Source organism: Nocardiopsis sp. NPDC058631 (assembly GCF_042716955.1).
Classification (GTDB): domain Bacteria; phylum Actinomycetota; class Actinomycetes; order Streptosporangiales; family Streptosporangiaceae; genus Nocardiopsis.
Genome location: NZ_JBHXQY010000002.1, coordinates 15,850 through 34,950, shown reverse-complemented (window position 1 = coordinate 34,950; position 19,101 = coordinate 15,850). Strand labels below are relative to the sequence as shown.

The window sequence follows — 19,101 nt, the reverse complement described above, 5'->3', positions numbered from 1 at the left end:
CCGTGCCCCGCAACGCAGCCCCCGCCCCCACCGCTACACCGCGCGTGCGAGGAGGTCCTCCCACAACCGGGCGACGCGCTCGCGCAACTCCTCCGGGGAACCGGAGTTGTCGACCACCACGTCCGCCGCGGCCAGCCGGGTGTCCCGGTCGGCCTGCGCACGGATCCGCGCCCACACCTGCTCCCGCGGCACACCCCGGTTCTCCACGACCCGCTCCACCCGCACCCCGTCAGGGGCGTCCACCACCACGACCACGTCGTAGAGGGACCCCAGACCGTTCTCCACCAGCAGCGGGACGTCGTAGACGACGACCTCCACCCCGGACGCCACCGCCTCCTCCATCAGCTCGGCGCTGCGCTGTGCGACCAGCGGGTGCACGATCGCGTTCAACGCGGCGAGCCTGCCCTCGTCGGCGAAGACGACCTCCCCCAGCCTCGGCCGGTCCAACCCGCCGCCCGGGGCCAGCACCTGCTCCCCGAACTCCGCGACGACCGCGGCCAACCCCGGCGTCCCCGGCTCGACCACCTCCCGGGCGATCGCGTCGGCGTCGACGACGGCCGCGCCGTAGGCGGCCAGTGCGGACGAGACCGTGCTCTTGCCCGAGCCGATCCCTCCGGTCAGTCCCACTTTCAGCATGCTCCGAACCCTAAAGGGCCCGCCCCGGCCCCGTCGCTGGCGCCCCGCCCCCTCCGACGGGACCGGACCCTCACCCCCGCGCCCCCACCGCACCGGACCGCACCGCCGGGACGACCTCCTTGCGCATGTGCACCATCACGAGGTGGTCGGCCACACGCTCCCGCGAGGTCTCCGCGAACCCGCGCTCGCGGTAGAGGCGCTGCTCCCCCGCGCTCTGGGCGCCCGTGGACAGGGTGAGGGAGGTCAGGCCCGGGTACCGGGCCCGCAACCCCTCCTCCACCCGGGTGAGCAGCGCACGCGCGATACCGCGGCGGCGCTGGTCGGGGGCGACCGCCAGACGGCCGATGACGGCGTTGGTCCCACCGGTCGCAGCGCGGACCACCCCCACGATCCGGGCCCCGTCCACGGCCTTGAGGACGAGGGCGTCCTCCTGCGCGAGGACCCGGCCGATCCTGTCCAGGCTCTCGGTGAGCGGGAGGACGAACGGGTCGCCGTAGGCCTGCGCCTCGTCGACGAACGCCGCCCGCTGGAGGGTGAAGACCTCACCGGCGTCCGCGGGGGTGGCCGGGTGGATGTCGAACACGTCGTCTCCTCACACGCCCCGCCCGCCGGGGCACGCCACCGACCCTAGCCCGGCACCGCCGGGCCGGCGGGCGGCCCGCGCGGACCGGGCGCCGGGCGGCCCCGGGCACGACGAAGGGCCGCCCCCACCGGGGACGGCCCTTCGCGGCTGTCAGAGGATCCTAGAGGACCACCTGGTTAGGCCTCGCCACCCGCGAGCTTCTCGCGGAGAGCGGCCAGAGCCTCGTCAGAGGCCAGGGCGCCGCTGTTGGAGGACTCAGAGGCGGACGAACCGGTGCTCGGGGCACCACCGCCACCGTCCGTGTACTCCTCTTCCTCCTCCGGGGCGGGCGCGTTCGCAGCGTCGGCCTCGGCCGCACGGGCCTCCTCGACCTGCTTGCGGTGCGCCTCGAAGCGGGACTGCGCCTCGGCGTAGCTGCGCTCCCACTCGTCCCTCTGAGCCTCGAAGCCGTCCAGCCATTCGCCGGAGTCCGCGTCGAAGCCCTCGGGGTACTTGTAGTTGCCCTGCTCGTCGTAGTCGGCCGCCATGCCGTAGAGGGTGGGGTCGAAGTCCACCTGGTCCGGCGAGACGCTCTCGTTGGCCTGCTTCAGCGAGAGGCTGATGCGACGGCGGTCGAGGTCGATGTCGATGATCTTGACGAAGATCTCGGTACCGACCTGCACGACCTGCTCCGGCACCTCGACGTGGCGCTCGGCCAGCTCGGAGATGTGGACCAGACCCTCGATGCCCTCCTCGACGCGCACGAACGCACCGAAGGGAACGAGCTTGGTGACCTTGCCGGGAACGACCTGGCCGATCTGGTGGGTCCGGGCGAACTGCTGCCACGGGTCTTCCTGGGTCGCCTTGAGCGACAGGGAGACGCGCTCGCGCTCCATGTCCACGTCGAGAACCTCGACGGTGACCTCCTGGCCGACCTCGACAACCTCGCTCGGGTGGTCGATGTGCTTCCAGGACAGCTCGGAGACGTGCACCAGGCCGTCGACGCCGCCCAGGTCCACGAAGGCACCGAAGTTGACGATCGAGGAGACGACGCCCTTGCGGATCTGACCCTTCTGGAGGGTGTTGAGGAACGTCTGGCGAACCTCGGACTGGGTCTGCTCCAGCCAGGCGCGACGGGACAGGACCACGTTGTTGCGGTTCTTGTCCAGCTCGATGATCTTCGCTTCGAGCTCCCGGCCGACGTACGGCTGGAGGTCGCGCACACGGCGCATCTCGACGAGGGACGCCGGCAGGAAGCCCCGCAGTCCGATGTCGAGGATGAGGCCGCCCTTGACGACCTCGATGACGGTGCCGGTGACGACGCCGTCCTCCTCCTTGATCTTCTCGATCGTGCCCCAGGCGCGCTCGTACTGGGCGCGCTTCTTGGACAGGATCAGTCGACCTTCCTTGTCCTCCTTCTGGAGAACGAGGGCTTCGACCTGGTCGCCGACAGCAACGACCTCACCGGGGTCGACGTCGTGCTTGATCGACAGTTCCCGGGAGGGGATCACACCCTCGGTCTTGTAGCCGATGTCGAGCAAGACCTCGTCTCGATCGACCTTCACGATGGTGCCCTCGACAATGTCACCGTCGTTGAAGTACTTGATGGTCTCGTCGATCGCCGCGAGGAAGGCTTCCTCGGACCCGATGTCGTTGACCGCTACCTGGGGTGTCGAGGTGGCCTCGGTGCTGCTCGTCATTTGTGGGTGGACTCCGGATACGGACAGATTCAGGAAATGGGCATGCCGCGGGTTCGAGCCCGTCGATCCGTCATCCAGAGGCAGAAAGCAGGGTCCCGACAGAACCGAATCCGTCGGTGGACACCAGCCGCCTGGTTCCAGAGTGGTGACCGGAGCGGCGCGACACCTCAGTCCCCTACTCGGAGACGGCAGCCGCCCGCACGAACCCACAACGGTTCCGCCAGAATATGAGACAAGGGCGTCCTGGTCAATCGGAACCCCGGGCCGCCAACCCGGCGAAGGGCACAATGGCCGCAACCTACCCGAGCATGGCGGCCAAGATCAACTGGACGGTACACCCACGTCCGCACGGGCGCACCGCCCCCCGCGGGGAGCTGTGCGGACATCCGCAGGACACCTGCCGAACACCCAGGAAAAAAATTCCAGACCCCGGTTCCGGTCAGTCCAAAGGCGGACGGGAACGTGACCGTTTGACGTCACCTCGTCGCCGCTTGGCGTCCAACCGGCGCTGCTTGGCCCGCCGCCCCGGCTTGGTCGCCCGCCGCCCGCGCGCCGGCGGCGACGTCGCCTCGGCCAACAGCGACCCCATCCGCTCCCTCGCCTCGGCACGGTTGCGGACCTGCGACCGGTGCGTCTGCACCGTCACCGTCAACACCCCGCCCACCAGGCGCCCCCGCAGACGCTCCAGCGCCCGCTCGCGCCGCACCTCACCCAGCGCCTCACACCCCGCCACGTCCAGGGACAGCGACACCCGGGTGTCGGAGGTGTTGACATGCTGCCCGCCCGGCCCCGACGACCGGGAGAACCGCCACACCAGGGCGTCGGCGGGAACAGTGACCGATCCCACGGTCAGCCCGCCGGCCTCGGCATCCCCACTGCGCACCGCCACCGTCCCCGCCTCCCACTTCCCTCACGGCGGCCCCGGACCGGGGCCGCCCACGCGCCGCTCAGTGCGCGGCGTCGTGCCAGTTCTGCCCGCTGCCGACCGAGACGCCCAGCGGGACACGCAGAGCATAGGCCGAGCCCATCTCGTGCGTCACGAGGTTTTCGACCTCCTCGCGCTCGCCCGGAGCGACCTCCACCACGAGCTCGTCGTGCACCTGGAGCAGTACCCGCGAGGACAGCCCCCGATCGGTGAGCGCCGCGTCCACCTGGAGCATCGCCACCTTGATGATGTCGGCCGCCGACCCCTGGATCGGAGCGTTGAGCGCCATCCGCTCCGCCATCTCCCGCCGCTGCCGGTTGTCGCTCGTCAGGTCCGGAAGGTAGCGGCGCCGCCCCAGGATCGTCTCCGTGTACCCGACCCGGCGCGCCTCCTCCACCACCGAGTGGAGGTAGTCGCGCACCCCGCCGAACTCCGCGAAGTAGTCCTCCATCAACCGCTTGGCCTCGTCCGGGGTGATCCCCAACTGCTGCGACAGGCCGTAGGCACTCAACCCGTAGGCCAGGCCGTAGCTCATCGCCTTGATCTTGGAGCGCGCCTCCCCGTCGACCTCCTCCACCCCCACACCGAACACCTGCGAGGCCATCTGGGCATGGAAGTCGTAACCGCTGTTGAACGCGTCGATGAGCGCCTGCTCACCCGACAGGTGCGCCATGATCCGCAGCTCGATCTGGCTGTAGTCCGCCGTCAACAGCTCGTCGAACCCCTCCCCCACCACGAACGCCCGCCGGATACGCCGACCCACGTCCGTGCGCACCGGGATGTTCTGGAGGTTCGGATCGGTCGAACTCAGCCGCCCCGTCGCCGCCACCGTCTGGTTGAACGTGGTGTGGATGCGCTCGTCGTCGGCGATCGTCTTGATCAGACCCTCGACCGTCGTCCGCAACTTGGTCTGGTCCCGGTGGTGCAGCAGCACCCCCGGAAGCTCGTGGTCGGTCTGCGTCGCCAACCACGCCAAAGCGTCCGCGTCGGTCGTGAACCCCGTCTTGATCTTCTTGGTCCTGGGAAGGCCCAGATCCTCGAACAGGACCTGCTGGAGCTGCTTGGGCGACCCCAGGTTGAACTCCCGGCCCACCACCTCGTGCGCCTTCTCCACCGCGCCCCGCGCCTCGGACGCGAACTCCCCCTGCAGCCCCTCCAGGTACTCGCGGTCCGCGGCGATCCCCGCCCGCTCCAACCGCGCCAGCACATCCACCAACGGCAGCTCCACGTCGGCCAGCAGGTGCGTACCGCCCCGCTTGTCCAGCTCCGCCGCCAGCACACCGGCCAGGTCACGGGTGGCGGCCGCACGCACCGCCAACAGGTGCTGACGGCCCGAACCCGACTCGCCACCACCCAGGTCCAGCGACAGCTGGTCCCCCGCGGTGTCCTCCTCCAACTCCCGGCCCAGGTACTTGCGGCACAGGTCCGCCAGATCGAACCGGCGCTGCCCCGGCTGCGCCAGGTACGCGGCCAGCGCCGTGTCGCTGACCACACCGCCCAGCGTCCACCCGTGCGCGCCCAGCGCCAACAGGGCGCCCTTGTACTCGTGCACCACCTTGGGGCGTCCCGGGTCGGCCAGGAACGCGGCCAGCGCATCGGTGTCGGCCGGGTCCAGCACCGTCGGGTCGACGAACACCGCCGCACCGGACGGCACACAGATCGCCAGCGCGTCGACCCGCCCCGTCCCCCGACCCCACGCCGCATCCAGCGCGAGCCCCGCCGGGGCCTGCGCGGTGAGCGTGTCCTCGGTGGACGTGTCCGCGGCGGCGTGCTCCCCCAGCCACGCCGCCAGCTCCCCGGTACCGGCCACCGCCAGATCCACCGAGAACCCCTCGGAGGCCCCGACCCCGCCCTCCCCCGGACCACCGCCCTCGTCGATCCGCAGGACCGCGTACAGGCGCTCACGCAGGTTGGAGGCGAACTCCAGATTGTCGAAGAGGGCGTCGATCCCCGCCCTGTCGACCTCGCCCAGCACCAGCGAGGCCACGTCCGCGCCCAACTCCACGTCCGTGGCGAGCAGGTTCAGGCGCTGGTTGCGCAGAACGTCGTCCATGTGGTCGCGGAAGTTCTGCCCCGCCTTGCCGCCGATCTCGTCCGCGTGGGCGATCAGCTCGTCCAGGGACCCGTACTTGGCGATCCACTTGGCGGCCGTCTTGGGCCCCACCCCCGGCACACCCGGCAGGTTGTCGGCCTTCTCCCCCACCAGCGCCGCCAGGTCGCGGTAGCGCTCCGGGGAGACCGCGTACTTCTCCTCGACCGCCGCCGGGTCCATCCGCCGCAGATCGGACAGGCTCTTACCCGGGTACAGAACCGTGCAGGAGTCGGTGACCAGCTGGAACGCGTCACGGTCACCGGAGGCGATCAGCACCTCCATCCCGGCCTCACCGCCCTGGTGGGCCAGGGTCGCGATGACGTCGTCGGCCTCGAACCCCGGCGCCGACAGGTTGGCGACACCGATCAGCCGCATCAGGTCTTGGGTGAGGGGCACCTGGGACGGGAACTCGGGCGGGGTCTCGGACCGCCCGCCCTTGTACTCCTCGTACTGCTCGTGGCGGAACGTCGGGCCCGACAGGTCCCACGCCACGGCAACATGGGTGGGCTCCTCGTCGCGCAACAACTTGACCAGCATCGACGCGAAACCGTAGACGGCGTTGGTCGACTGCCCGGTACTCGTGCCGAACTTGTCCACGGGCAGCGCGAAGAACGCCCGGAAGGCCATCGAGTGGCCGTCGAGGAGAAGGAGGCGGGGGCGCCCACCGCCACCGGCGGAGGCGGTACTACCCGCCCCGGCGCTGGCCTGGGATGTCTGGTCGGGGGTCTCTCGATTCGTCACCACAGACGAATCCTAGGATGCGGAGCGGACACTTCGCGGCCACCACCGTGAGGACCCCGCCCCCGACCCGGGGGGATTCGCCCGACCCGGGCTCGTTTCGACCCAATCGGAAGGCACACATCATGACGACGGACTCCGAGGCACTGCGCCAGGTACTCGACACCGGCGCCCTCACCGGCGGCCTGGGCGAGACCATGGGCATCGAGGTCACCGAGGCCTCCGCCGAACGCGTGGTGGGCCGCATGCCGGTGGAGGGCAACGTCCAACCGTTCGGGCTCCTCCACGGCGGCGCCTCCTGCGTCCTCGCCGAGTCCCTGGGCTCCATCGGCTCCACGATCCACGCCCACCAGTTCGGCCGCATCGCCGTGGGCATCGAGATCAACGCCACCCACCACCGCTCGGCCACCGAGGGGCACGTCACCGGTGTGGCCACCCCCGTCCACCTCGGCCGCACCCTGGCCACCTGGGACATCACCATCACCGACGACCGGGGCCGCAAGGTGTGCACCTCCCGGCTCACGTGCATGCTCCGCGACATGCCCCAGGCGTAACGGTCGCCGAGACGTCGCAAAACGGCGGACGGACGGGTCACACGGAACGCGCCGCGAACCCGGACCCGGCCGCCCCGACGACGCCCACGACACCGCACCGCATAACGGCCAAGAGTTTTTCCCAATTCAGTAAGGACCACTTCAGAGCGCCGTCCGGCACTTCTGTGACTTTCCACCGACCCGACCGCCACCCTTGACGGTCGGGCTCCGTCATGCCTGGTCATCGCGACAGAATGCTGCCCTCCGTGTGCACACAGTTCCTGACCGTCCAACCGGAAGCACTGAGATCCCCGCGATGACTACAGAGCCGTAACAGCATGACGGCGAGTCGGCACCAACGCCCGAAATGTGCTTTCCGCGGCAGAACATCCATGATTAAGCTCCGCTAACGCTCCTGATTAAGTCATGCCACACACCGCGGACATCAGGGCGCACACGCAACAACGGCACCGCTGCGACACGCGACGCGTGCTTCGCCGGTTGAACGGAGCGACCACGATCATGGCAAGCAAGAAGGTCCTAGGCCTCACAGCCGCAACCGCGGCCCTGGTACTCGGGCTGACCGCGTGTGGCAGCGACAGCGGCGACGGCGGCGGCGACGCAAGCGGCGGCGACGAGTTCACCTTCGGCGCCCTCTACCCCCAGACCGGCAGCCTCTCCTTCCTCGGCCCGCCCCAGATCACCGCGGCCCAGTACGCCGTCCAGGAGATCAACGACGCCGGCGGCATCCTCGGCACCGAGGTCCCCGCCATCATCGAGGGCGACGAGGCCGGCGACAACGCCCAGGCCAACGAAGCCGCCAACGCCCTGGTCGCCGACGAGGTCAACGCCGTCATCGGCGCCGCCGCCTCCGGCATGACCCAGGCGACCTACGACACCATCACCGGCGCCGAGATCGTCCAGTGCTCCGGCTCCAACACCGCCGCCGAACTCAGCGACATCGAGGACGGCGGCTACTACTTCCGCACCGCCCCCAGCGACGCCCTCTCCTCCATCGTGATGGCCCGCACCATCGCCGACGCCGGCCACCAGAACGTCGCCCTCGTCTCCCGAGGCGACGACTACGGCCGCGGCTACGCCGAAGGCCTCCAGACCGAACTGGAGAGCCTCGGCGCCCAGGTCACCGTCAACGAGACCTACGACCCCGAGGCCACCACCTTCGACTCCGTCGTCAACGCCGTCAGCGGCGACGAGCCCGACGCCGTCGCACTCATCGCCTTCGAGGAGGGCGCCCAGGTCATCGCCCAGCTCCTGGAGTCCGGCATCGAGGGCGACCAGCTCTTCATCACCGACGGCCTCAACGACACCGGCCTCGGCGAGACCGTGAACGCGGACGACCCCGACAGCGTCAACGGCATCACCGGCGTGGCGCCCAGCGCGGACAACCCCGAGTTCACCGAGGGCCTGACCGCGTTCAACGAAGAACTGGACGTCTTCCAGTTCGCCCCGCAGGTCTACGACTGCGTCACCGCCATCGCCCTGGCCGCCGAGGCCGCCGACAGCGTCGCCCCGTCCGACTACGTGGCCGAACTGCCCAACATCAGCCGCCCCGAAGGCACCGAGTGCGGCAGCTTCGAAGAGTGCCGCGACCTCCTCGCCGACGGTGAGGAGATCGACTACCAGGGCGTCAGCGGCAACATCGACTTCGACGACAACGGCGACCCGACCGCCGCCACCTTCGAGATCTTCCACTTCGGAGACGACGGCCACGAGATCCTCGCCTACGAGGAGCACAACGTCGAATAACCCCCGCCGGGACGACACCACACGGTGACCCGCTCCCGACAGCAGCACCACGAAGGCGCCCCGGAAACCACCCGGGGCGCCTTCCGCGTTCCCCCCACCCCCACCTTCCGCTCCCGCCCAGACCCCCGACCGGCGAAACGCCCACCAACTCCTCCCCGGCAACACCCCTCCACGCCCCCGGACCCGCCCACCCCCGCACACGACGAAGGGGCGGGACCCGCAGGCCCCGCCCCCCACACACACCCCGGTCAGCCCTTCGCGAGCGTCCCCAGGTACAGCTCGATCACGTTCGGATCGTTCAACAGATCCCCACCCGAACCCGTGTACGCGTTACGCCCCTGATCCAGGACATAACCCCGATCACAGATCTGGAGGCACCGACGGGCGTTCTGCTCCACCATGACCACCGAAACACCCGTCTCGTTGACCTCCTTCACCCGCTGGAACACCTCCTCCTGATAAATCGGGGACAGACCCGCCGTCGGCTCGTCCAACAACAGCACCGACGGATTCATCATCAACGCACGACCCATCGCCACCATCTGGCGCTCACCACCCGACAGCGAACCCGCCTTGGCCTTACGCCGCTCCCCCAACAACGGGAACAGGTCAGCCACCACCCCGAACCGCTCCGCGAACGAACGGGGCCGCAGATACGCCCCCATCTGCAAGTTCTCCTCGATACTCAACGAAGGGAACACGTTCTGCGTCTGCGGCACATACCCCACACCGCGCTCCACCAGGCTGTGCGCCGGCAGACCCGCGATACTCGCACCCCGCAGCGTCAAACCGCCCTCACGCACCGGAATCAACCCGAAGATCGTCTTGATCAGCGTCGACTTACCCGCACCGTTCGGACCGATGATCGCCACGACCTCACCCTCGGTGAGAGTCAGGGTGCACCCGTTCAGGATGTTCACCCCCGGCACATAACCAGCCACCAGATCCCTGGCCAACAGCAGGTAGTCCTCCGGACCACCCACCTCCACAGCCTCCGCCCGGGCCTGCTCCAAGACCTCCTCACGGTGCTCCTGAACCCCAGCCGCCTCCGCGGCCACAGCCGGAACCCCGTCCGGGCCGGGCCCCAGATCGCCGTTCTCAGTCATTCGTCACTCCCCTGGGCCTCGACCGTCTCCTCCTGGGCACCCAGGTAGGCGTCGATCACCTGCTGGTTGGAACGGATGTCCGAAGGACGCCCCTCAGCGATCACCTGCCCCTGCGCGAGCACCACGATCCAGTCACTGATGCCCATGATCACGTCCATGTCGTGCTCGACGAACAAGACAGTCTTGCCCTCGTCACGCAACGCCGTGATGTGCCCCAGCAACGACTGCACCAACGCCGGATTCACACCCGCCATCGGCTCGTCCAACATGATCATGCTCGGATCCGTCATCAGCGAACGAGCCATCTCCAACAGCTTCCGCTGACCACCCGACAACGAACCCGCCATGTCGTCACGCTTGTCGATGAGCTTGAAACGCTCCAACAGATCCAACGCACGCGCCGTATTCGCCCGCTCCTGCCCCTGCCACACAGGACGCAGGAACGCACCGGCCATCCGCTCACCGAACTGGCCCTGCGCACCCAGCAACATGTTGTCCAACACCGTCATACGGGTCAGAGCCTTCGTCAACTGGAACGTCCGCACCATCCCCGCACGCGCCACCTGATGACCACGCCTGCCGTTGATCGCCCGACCCTCGAACGTCCACCGGCCCTTGTCCACCCGGTCGAACCCCGTCAACAGGTTGAACAACGTGGACTTACCCGCACCGTTCGGACCGATCAACGCCGTGATCGTCCCCCGCTGCACCTCCACATGCCCGACGTCCACAGCGGTCAGACCGCCGAACGAACGCCGAACACCATCAACCACCAGGATCGGATCCGACTTCACCGAACCCGGAACCGGCTCCGCGCCGACCATCCGGTCGACACCCGCGCCGACGTTCGCCTCGTCACTTGACATTGACCAACATCTCCTTACGGTCGCCGATGATGCCCTGCGGCCGGAACACGATCAGCACCACCAGCATCAACCCGGCGAAAGCCAGCTGAATCGCACCGTAGTCAGGACTGTCCAGGAACGGCAGCCAACCCAGAGCACCCATGCCCTGGAGCACACCGTCGGTGAAGGTCATCAGGAACCAGAACGCCATCGCGCCCAGAATCGGACCGAACACACGCCCGGCACCACCCAACAACAAGATCACCCACAGGAAGAACGTCACCTGCGGCTTGAACTGGTCCGGCTGGATCGACGCCTGGTACACCGCCAGCATGCAGCCCGCCAGCGCACCGATCAGACCACCCAGCACCAGCGCCTGCATCTTGTACGCGAACACGTTCTTGCCCAGGCTGCGAACCGCCTCCTCGTCCTCCCGGATGCCCTTGATGACACGCCCCCACGGACTGTGCATCAACATCCACGTCAGACCAGCCATCACAGCCACCAGCGCCCACGTCACCACCAGAACCCACAAGTGGTTGCCGTTGTACGCCAACAGACCGAACCCGTACCGCTCACCCGCGTCGAACGGGTTGAGCGTCCGAAAGTCCGCCGACAGGTTCTGCAGACCGAACGCACCACCGGTCAACGGCTCCGCGAAACCCGCCCGATACACCAGACGGATCACCTCCGCCGCCGCGATCGTCGTGATCGACAGGTAGTCCGCCCTCAACCGCAGCGTCGGAATACCCAACAGCAGCGCCAACACCAGCGCGCACAACAAACCCGCACCGAAACCAACAGCCAGCGGCAGATCGAACACCGCCACACTGATCCCGACGCCGTACGCGCCCACCAGCATGAAACCGACCTGACCGAAGTTCAGCAGGCCCGTGTAACCGAAGTGAATATTGAGACCGACAGCAGCGAGCGCATAGATCGCCGCGATCGGACCGAACGCCGAACGGGTTGATTCGGCGAGGATCGAAAGGATGTCCATCGTCTACCTCTCCTAGCCGACCCGCTCGCGCCGACCGAGCAGGCCCTGAGGCCTGACCAGCAGCATGAGGATCATCAGGGCCAGAGCCCACGCTTGCATGAGCTGGGACGGGAACCACAAGGTGGACAGCATCGCCACCAGACCGACAGCCAGACCACCGACCATCGCGCCGTACGCCGTACCGAGACCACCCAGAATGACCGCGGCGAACATCAGCAGCAGCAGACGGAAGCCCATCTCGTACTCGACCACCTGGTTGAGCCCGTAGAGCACACCGCCCAGCGCCGCCAGACCACCACCGAGACCCCACACGTACAAGGTCACCCGGTCCACGTCGATACCCGACGACTCCGCCAGGTCCCGGTTGTCCGACACAGCACGCATCGCCTTGCCGATCCGGGTGAACTGCAACAGGCAGGCCACCGCCACCAGCACCGCGATCGCCACACCCATGATCACCAGATCACGCGGCGCCATCGCCACCGGACCGAACTCGACCAGCTCCTGGATCTGATAACCCGCATAACGGTTGCGCCCCGCACCGAAGATCACCAGGATCACATGGCGCAGGATCAGGGCAAGACCGATCGACACGATGAACATCTGGATCAGCGCCACGTTGCGATGCCGCAGCGGACGCCAGATGTAACGCTCCATCGACCCGCCCAGGACAGCACCCATCACCACGGCGAGCCCGGCGGCCAACCACAGCGGCACCTGCCACCCGATCGCGTCGCCCATCACACCCAGCGTCGTCGCCAGCGCGATACCGCCGAAGATCGCGACCCACTGGGCGACGATCAACACCGTCCGGGAGAGCCTGCCCTCCAACAACCCGCCGATCAGGACCGCGATCCCAAGACCGGCGAAGATCGCCAACAGGGAGTTGCCCAGACCCGCCGCCCCCGTGCTGAACAGCAGCGCCACCATCGCACCGAAGGTCACCATGTCACCGTGGGCGAAGTTGATCATCTTCGTCGTACCGAAGATCAGCGACAGGCCGATCGCGGAGATCGCGATCACCAGGCCGAAGAGGATCCCCGACACGGTCAGCTGAAGGAACTTCGCACCGAAGGAGCTGCCACCGCCCGTCGTCGGCGCGACCGCCCCGTCCTCCCCCGCGACCTCGTCACCGGAGTCCTCGGCGGCGTCCTCCGAGGGGGACGCCGAGGCGTCGTCCTCACCGGCGCCGACGCCCTCGAGAGCCACGATGAGGGGACGCCGGTCATCGGCCTCGACCTCGACCTCGGTCTCGCCGTCGACGATGATGCCCTCTCGTACGACGAACTCGCTGGGGACGGACTCCTGGTCCACCACTACGCGGTAGGTACCCGGTTCGGGTAGCTCCACTTCCCACATTCCATCAGAGTCGGTCTCCGCTGCTCCGATCTCGTCCTCACCGCCGTAGACCGTGATCCCGATGCCTTCGACACCTTGATCCCGGTTGTCCGGGTTGAGAATCTGACCGTGCAGCGCTTCACCGCCCTGTTCGTCTGCCGCTGCCACTGGCCCGGGGATCACCAGGATGGCGGTGATCAGGGCGAGCAACACGGTCACGAGACGTGTGCGCACGCGCGCTCCTTGCGCATCTGAGGGTGGCGGCACCAAATGTGAGCATTCGGTACCGCTTGTCCTTTACTGTTCGGTGCGGCGAGTTTAGCCCGGTTTAGGCTGATCATTCAGCAGGGCTAAAGCCACGTGACCCAACCGTCACCCCATTGTGCGCAAACGAGATCAAACTGGTACTGATCACCCGTTGACGGTGGCCATTCGTCTCGCTTCCGCCCCCCGACGAACCGCCACGCACCTCTCCTCCGCCCGGCACACCCCAGAACGACGCCGGGGCCGCACCCGGTCGGGTGCGGCCCCAGTTCAGCGTCATGGGGGTCGGCCTGGTCGGCCTACTGTCCCCCGAGGGTCTCGACGACCGTCTCCGCGACCTTCCTCATGGTCAGTCTCCGATCCATCGAATTCTTCTGGATCCACCGGAACGCCTCGGGCTCACTCATCCCGTGGCGGCTCTGGAGAAGCCCCTTGGCCTGCTCGACCAGCTTGCGGGTCTCAAGACGGTCCTGGAGGTTGCTGACCTCCGACTCCAGCGCCGCCAGTTCGGCGTAGCGGGAGGTGGCCATCTCGATCGCCGGCACAAGGTCCGCCTTGTTGAACGGCTTGACCAGGTAGGCCATGGCCCCGGCGTCCCGCGCGCGCTCCACCAGCTCACGCTGGGAGAAGGCGGTCAGGATGACGACCGGGGCGATGCGCTCCCCGGCGATGCGCTCGGCGGCGGAAAGGCCGTCGAGCACCGGCATCTTGATGTCGGTGATCACCAGGTCGGGCTTGAGCTCCCGGGCAAGCCGGATAGCGGTCTCCCCGTCACCGGCCTCGCCGACGACGGCGTAACCGTCCTCTTCCAGCATCTCCTTGAGGTCCAGGCGGATCAGGGCCTCATCTTCCGCGATCACCACACGGCTCTGCGTCCTCGTCACGTACACGAGGTTACAGAGATCCGCTAGGATGCTGAGCGTCGGGACCGGCAATGCGCGCCAATCGTGACACCACCGTTGGCTGAGCATCACCGTTTTCGACGCTCCGGAGCAAACCGGACATACAGGCCGGAATGATGGAATGGTAGACATAGGGGCCTCAAAAGCCCCCGCTCGCAAGAGTGTGTGGGTTCGAATCCCACTTCCGGCACTCCCAGCCCCTCCTCGACGAGCCGCCCCAGGGCGGCTCTTCTCGTTTGCCCGCTCTGGGACAGCAAAGAATAATGTCGTATGCGTGAGCAAGCATTCACGCTATGCACTCACGCGAAATCGTTGACGAGACCCTGCGCCTCAAGGCCTTGGGTATGACCGACCACGCCATCGCCGCACAGTGCAGCGTCTCTGTCCAGGCGCTCCGGCACTGGCGCTACGGCACCAGGCGCGCTCCTCACACCACGGCCGACCGAAGCTTCTACTGCCCCGTCTGCGCAAACGGGGATGTGGACCCTGCGGCCTACAGCTACCTACTCGGCCTCTACCTGGGGGACGGGTACATCGGTCACATCCGCAACGGAGTCGACTACCTGTCAATCGCGTGCTCCGACACATGGCCCGGCCTGATCGAGGAGTGCGCTGAAGCGATACCCAAGGTCTTCCCTGTGAAGGTCTTCCGAGTTCGGCGGAAGGGCTGCACAGAGGTCAAGGGGGCCTCGAAGCACTGGCGCTGCGTCTTCCCCCAGAACGGCAGAGGGATGAAGCACTCCCGGCCGATCGTCCTCGACCCCTGGCAACAGCAGATAGTCGACGACCACACCCCATCGTTCGTGCGAGGCCTGATCCACTCCGACGGCTGCCGTGTCTCCAACCGTGTGCGCAAGAAGACAGGCGAGGGATGGAAGTACTACGAGTACCCGCGCTACTTCTTCTCCAACACGTCTCAGGAGATCAGCGACCTCCTCACCAACGGCCTCGACCGACTCGGCATCGCTTGGAAACGACGAGTAGAGGAGAAACCCCCGCACCACGACGCCTTCATCGTCTCGGTAGCCCAGAAGGCCGCCGTGGCGCGGATGGACGAGTTCGTCGGGCCCAAGTACTGAGGTTCGGCCAGCCGGGCCGGAACCTGCATAGCTACCCGGCCAGTACGGCCCTAAATAGGCCTTTTGTCACTTTATCCCGGGGCAAGGCGGCCGAACCGGTCACATCACGGCCACAACCTGAGTACAACCCGTGGGTTCGGTCGCCCCGGCAGTCGCCCGTCCCCGATCCTTGAAGATCAGGAACGAGTTCTCAGGAGAGGAGCAGCAGGTGCTGACCGCGGTGGCCGGAATCGTCGGCGCACTGGTTATCGGCGCCTGGGTCGTCGTGGCCTGGGGCTCCCGGCGCCGCCAGCCGTGGCTGCTGACGCCGTTCGCACTGCTCGTCGTCCTGCTCGTGGCCGTGGGGCAACCCGGCTGGTCGTTCCTTCCCGCTGCGGCCCTGGTCGCCGGTTCCTTCGCGGAGCTGGTCATCGGCGCCCGCGAGTCCCCCGCCGTGCGTACCAAGAACCCGGACGCGCCGTTGAGCACGGAGCGCTGGGCCGCCGCCGTGGCCGCTCCCTTCCGTGTGGCGCTCGCCGAGCCCTGGGACGTGGTCGCCCGTCCGTCACTGCGCCGCCGCTACCGGCGCCTGCTGGAGCGCCAGTGGGAGGTGACCGACCGCGAGTCGCTCCTGACCGCCGTGGAGGGACTCCTGGGCGAACTGCACACCAGTCCCTCGCTGGACCTGGTGGTGGACCTGGGCAGCGGGATCGCCCGGTCGCGGTTCCCGCAGGGCGAGGGCGGTCGGGCGACGGGGGCGCATGTTCTACTGACCCCGGAGCAGGTGTCCCGGCTGCGTGTGGTCACGCAGGCCGGTGAGGCCGACGAGACGGTGATCATCGGCGCGTACCAGTGGTGGCGGTCCGTGCACGTCATCCGGTTGGTGTGCGGGGGCGCGACCCTGGACTGGTTGAGTCCGGTGGAGACGCAGACACTGTTGCGGCGGGTGGCCTCCGACCTCCAGCGCCGGTACTCGTCGTGGCAGCAGTTGTCGACGGCCTTCCACGCGGGGTACCTGCTGTGGCCGGACAAGGGTGTGGAGGGCGACCACGGCGGGTCGGACCGGGTGTGGGCTGCTCTGGGCCTGCTCACCGAGGAGGTGCGGAGTCCGTGGAACCTGTTGCCGTGGGACATGCCGTTGGAGCGGGTCATTCCCGAGGGTGGGCTGGCGGCCCATCCGGAGCCGTAGGGGCCCGGGGACACGTCGGCCGCACCTGGTCCTGACCCGGTGGGCGGCGCGGCTCATACGCCGTTCCTCCGGGCCGGACCTGATGCGGCACGTCAGCGGGCGCCTCTGGTCGGGCGCCTGGTCCTACGCGTTTCCGAGCGCGACTGCGTCGCCGAGGCGGTGGACGCGCAGGGAGTTGGTGGATCCGGTGGTTCCGGGCGGGCTGCCCGCCACGATGACGACCTTGTCGCCCTTGGTGTAGTCGCCGAGCTGGAGGAGTTCGGCTTCGACCTGGCGGACCATGTCGTCGGTGTTGTCGACCCAGGGCACCTGGTTGGTCTCCACTCCCCAGGTGAGGGAGAGGGTTCCGCGGGTGGCGTCCTCGGTGGTGAACGCCAGGAGCGGGATGGGTGACCGGTAGCGGGCCAGGCGTCGGGCGGTCTCGCCGGACATGGTGAAGGCGACGAGGGCCTTGGCGCCGATGGTGGCGCCGATCTCGGCGGCGGCGCGGGCGATGGCTCCGCCGGTGGTTTCGGGTACCCGGTTGAGGATGTGCGAGGCGCGCAGGGATTCTTGTTCTGCGGCGCAGACGATGCGGGCCATCGTCTCGACGGTCTCGATGGGGTACTGGCCGACGCTGGTCTCGCCGGAGAGCATGACGGCGTCGGCGCCGTCGAGGACGGCGTTGGCGACGTCGGAGGCTTCGGCGCGGGTGGGCCGGGGTGATCCGATCATGGATTCGAGCATCTGGGTGGCGACGATGACCGGTTTGGCCTTGTCGCGGCAGCGTTCGACGGCGCGTTTTTGCACCATGGGGACGTTTTCGAGGGGGAGTTCGACGCCGAGGTCGCCGCGGGCGACCATGACTCCGTCGAAGACCTCGATGATGTCCTGGAGGCGTTCGACCGCTTGGGGTTTTTCGATTTTGGCGATGAGGGGGACGGTGATGCCCTCTTCGTCCATGATGCGGTGGCATTCCTCGGCGTCTGCGGGGCTGCGGACGAAGGAGAGGGCGACCATGTCGACGCCCTGGTGGAGGGCCCAGCGCAGGTCTGCTTCGTCTTTTTCGGTGAGTGCGGGGACGCTGACGGAGACGCCGGGGAGGTTGAGTCCCTTGTGGTTGGAGACGGTGCCGCCGTAGATGACGCGGGTGTGGACGTCAGTGCTGGTGGTCTTGGTGCATTCGAGGGCGATGCGGCCGTCGTCGATGAGGACGCGGTCTCCGGGGCGGACGTCGCCGGGGAGGCCCTTGTAGGTGGTGGAGACGCGTGTGGCGTCGCCGGGGACGTCGTCGATGGTGACGATGAATTCGTCTCCGGCGTGGAGTTCGACGGGTCCGTCGGGGAAGGTGCCGACGCGGATCTTGGGGCCTTGGAGGTCGGCGAGGACGCCGACTGCTCGTTGGGCTGACTCAGCGGCTTCGCGCAGGTTGGCGAGGCTGGCGCTGTGGTCGTCGTAGGTTCCGTGGCTGAGGTTGATGCGGGCGACGTCGAGTCCGGCGTCGACGAGCTTGCGGAGTACTTCCGTGCTCGACGTGGCGGGACCGAGGGTCGCGACGATTTTTGCTCGACGTGTCACACGTATCACTTTAGAGCGTCTGAGGGATGCAGTGGTCTAAACCAGGTTGCGAATGGACGTATCTCAGGCTGCGGGAAGACGAACTGGGGCGTTGCACGAACTGGGTTCTGGGTGGTGTGGGGGCTTTCTGTAGGTTGCCTGTGTCGGTTGGGATTCTGGGAGGTTCTGTGTTCTCGCGTGATGTGGTGCTGGGTGCGTTGGCGGTCGAGGTGGCGTCGTTGGATGCGGTGTTGTGGGGGTTGTCGGAGGAGGAGGCGGTGGTGGTGACGCGGTGTGTGCCGTGGGATGTGGCGGCGTTGGCGGCGCACACGGTGGGGGCGGTGTTGCAGGTGGAGCGGATGTTGGATGGTGAATCTTCGGTGACGGGTGGGGGGTTGGTTTCTGCTGGGGAGTATTACCGGCCGGGGGTGCGGTTTTCGGCGGGGGTGAACGCGCGGCGGGTGGGTTCGGCTGTGGAGGCTGCGGCGTGTCGGGAGGATGCGGGTGAGGCGGGGCGGGTGTTGCGGGGGCGGTGGTCTTCGTTGGTGGCGCGGTTGGCTGCGGAGCCGGTGGATCGGATGGTGGTGACGCGGCATGGTGATCGGATGTTGTTGTCGGATTTTCTGGTGACGCGGGTGGTGGAGGCGTCGTTGCACGGGTTGGATCTGGCGGATGCGTTGGGGCGTGAGCCGTGGGTGTGTGGTGGGGCTTTGGATGTGGTGCGGGGGTTGTTGTTCGGGGAGGCGGATCCGGTGGCGGTTGAGGGGTTGGTGCCGGGTGCGTTGTCGGGTCGTGTGGGGGGGTTGGCGGCGGTGCGTGCGGTGACGGGGCGTGGGGGTGTTGGGGTTCGGGGGGTGTGGGAGGCGTCGGGGGTGCGGTTTTTGACGTTGGGGTAGTGGGTGGTGTGCGG

Annotated in this window: 16 protein-coding genes and 1 tRNA gene; 6 read left to right on the top strand and 11 right to left on the bottom strand. The window is 67.8% G+C overall.

Annotation, left to right across the window (positions count from 1 at the left end):
- Positions 1-33: 33 nt before the first annotated feature.
- The 5 genes from coaE to polA all read right to left on the bottom strand — a co-directional run bounded on the left by coaE (position 34) and on the right by polA (position 6,659).
- On the bottom strand, positions 34-636 hold the full coding sequence (gene coaE, locus ACFWTE_RS01330; protein ID WP_378776747.1) for a dephospho-CoA kinase: 603 nt from the start codon (positions 634-636) through the stop codon (positions 34-36).
- Positions 637-706: 70 nt separating this feature from the next.
- Positions 707-1,219: a GNAT family N-acetyltransferase gene (locus tag ACFWTE_RS01325; RefSeq protein WP_378776745.1), complete on the bottom strand. Its 513-nt coding sequence runs from the start codon at positions 1,217-1,219 to the stop codon at positions 707-709.
- 176 nt (positions 1,220-1,395) lie between these two features.
- Entirely contained in the window at positions 1,396-2,898 is a 1,503-nt protein-coding gene (rpsA, locus tag ACFWTE_RS01320; RefSeq protein ID WP_378776743.1) for a 30S ribosomal protein S1, read from the bottom strand.
- Between the two features lie 439 nt (positions 2,899-3,337).
- A complete protein-coding gene (gene arfB / locus ACFWTE_RS01315; protein WP_378776741.1) occupies positions 3,338-3,781 on the bottom strand; it encodes an alternative ribosome rescue aminoacyl-tRNA hydrolase ArfB in 444 nt (147 codons plus the stop codon).
- A 64-nt stretch (positions 3,782-3,845) separates the two neighbouring features.
- Positions 3,846-6,659, bottom strand: coding sequence for a DNA polymerase I (gene polA / locus ACFWTE_RS01310; protein WP_378776739.1), 2,814 nt, complete (start codon positions 6,657-6,659; stop codon positions 3,846-3,848).
- 119 nt (positions 6,660-6,778) lie between these two features.
- Here polA and ACFWTE_RS01305 point away from each other — a divergent pair, with 119 nt between their 5' ends.
- Positions 6,779-7,207 (top strand): PaaI family thioesterase, encoded by a 429-nt coding sequence (locus ACFWTE_RS01305; RefSeq protein WP_378776737.1) that lies wholly within the window; start codon positions 6,779-6,781, stop codon positions 7,205-7,207.
- Between the two features lie 501 nt (positions 7,208-7,708).
- Positions 7,709-8,953: an ABC transporter substrate-binding protein gene (locus ACFWTE_RS01300; RefSeq protein ID WP_378776735.1), complete on the top strand. Its 1,245-nt coding sequence runs from the start codon at positions 7,709-7,711 to the stop codon at positions 8,951-8,953.
- Positions 8,954-9,201: 248 nt separating this feature from the next.
- Here the strand turns inward: ACFWTE_RS01300 and ACFWTE_RS01295 are convergent, their stop codons facing one another.
- From ACFWTE_RS01295 to ACFWTE_RS01275, 5 genes are all read right to left on the bottom strand, one after another.
- Entirely contained in the window at positions 9,202-10,059 is an 858-nt protein-coding gene (locus tag ACFWTE_RS01295; protein WP_378776733.1) for an ABC transporter ATP-binding protein, read from the bottom strand.
- Positions 10,056-10,925 (bottom strand): ABC transporter ATP-binding protein, encoded by an 870-nt coding sequence (locus tag ACFWTE_RS01290; protein ID WP_378776731.1) that lies wholly within the window; start codon positions 10,923-10,925, stop codon positions 10,056-10,058. Before ACFWTE_RS01290 ends, ACFWTE_RS01295 begins: the two co-directional genes overlap by 4 nt.
- The gene (locus ACFWTE_RS01285) at positions 10,915-11,904 is read right to left on the bottom strand and encodes a branched-chain amino acid ABC transporter permease (protein WP_378776729.1); all 990 of its coding nucleotides are present in this window, start codon (positions 11,902-11,904) and stop codon (positions 10,915-10,917) included. Before ACFWTE_RS01285 ends, ACFWTE_RS01290 begins: the two co-directional genes overlap by 11 nt.
- A gap of 12 nt (positions 11,905-11,916) precedes the next feature.
- Positions 11,917-13,476, bottom strand: coding sequence for a branched-chain amino acid ABC transporter permease (locus ACFWTE_RS01280; protein ID WP_378776727.1), 1,560 nt, complete (start codon positions 13,474-13,476; stop codon positions 11,917-11,919).
- Positions 13,477-13,805: 329 nt separating this feature from the next.
- Positions 13,806-14,369, bottom strand: a complete 564-nt coding sequence (locus tag ACFWTE_RS01275) for an ANTAR domain-containing response regulator (protein WP_378776979.1) — start codon at positions 14,367-14,369, stop codon at positions 13,806-13,808.
- A 146-nt stretch (positions 14,370-14,515) separates the two neighbouring features.
- On the opposite strand from ACFWTE_RS01275, the gene ACFWTE_RS01270 reads away from it, so the two are divergent.
- The 3 genes from ACFWTE_RS01270 to ACFWTE_RS01260 all read left to right on the top strand — a co-directional run bounded on the left by ACFWTE_RS01270 (position 14,516) and on the right by ACFWTE_RS01260 (position 16,655).
- Positions 14,516-14,598: transfer RNA gene (locus tag ACFWTE_RS01270), tRNA-Leu, on the top strand.
- A gap of 103 nt (positions 14,599-14,701) precedes the next feature.
- On the top strand, positions 14,702-15,487 hold the full coding sequence (locus ACFWTE_RS01265) for a transcriptional regulator (RefSeq protein ID WP_378776725.1): 786 nt from the start codon (positions 14,702-14,704) through the stop codon (positions 15,485-15,487).
- A 208-nt stretch (positions 15,488-15,695) separates the two neighbouring features.
- Positions 15,696-16,655: a DUF1266 domain-containing protein gene (locus ACFWTE_RS01260; protein ID WP_378776977.1), complete on the top strand. Its 960-nt coding sequence runs from the start codon at positions 15,696-15,698 to the stop codon at positions 16,653-16,655.
- Between the two features lie 123 nt (positions 16,656-16,778).
- Here ACFWTE_RS01260 and pyk read toward each other — a convergent pair whose 3' ends face one another.
- Positions 16,779-18,212 (bottom strand): pyruvate kinase, encoded by a 1,434-nt coding sequence (gene pyk / locus ACFWTE_RS01255; RefSeq protein ID WP_378776723.1) that lies wholly within the window; start codon positions 18,210-18,212, stop codon positions 16,779-16,781.
- Positions 18,213-18,379: 167 nt separating this feature from the next.
- Between pyk and ACFWTE_RS01250 the strand changes: the two genes are divergently transcribed.
- Positions 18,380-19,087, top strand: coding sequence for a maleylpyruvate isomerase N-terminal domain-containing protein (locus tag ACFWTE_RS01250; protein ID WP_378776721.1), 708 nt, complete (start codon positions 18,380-18,382; stop codon positions 19,085-19,087).
- The last annotated feature ends 14 nt before the right edge of the window (positions 19,088-19,101 follow it).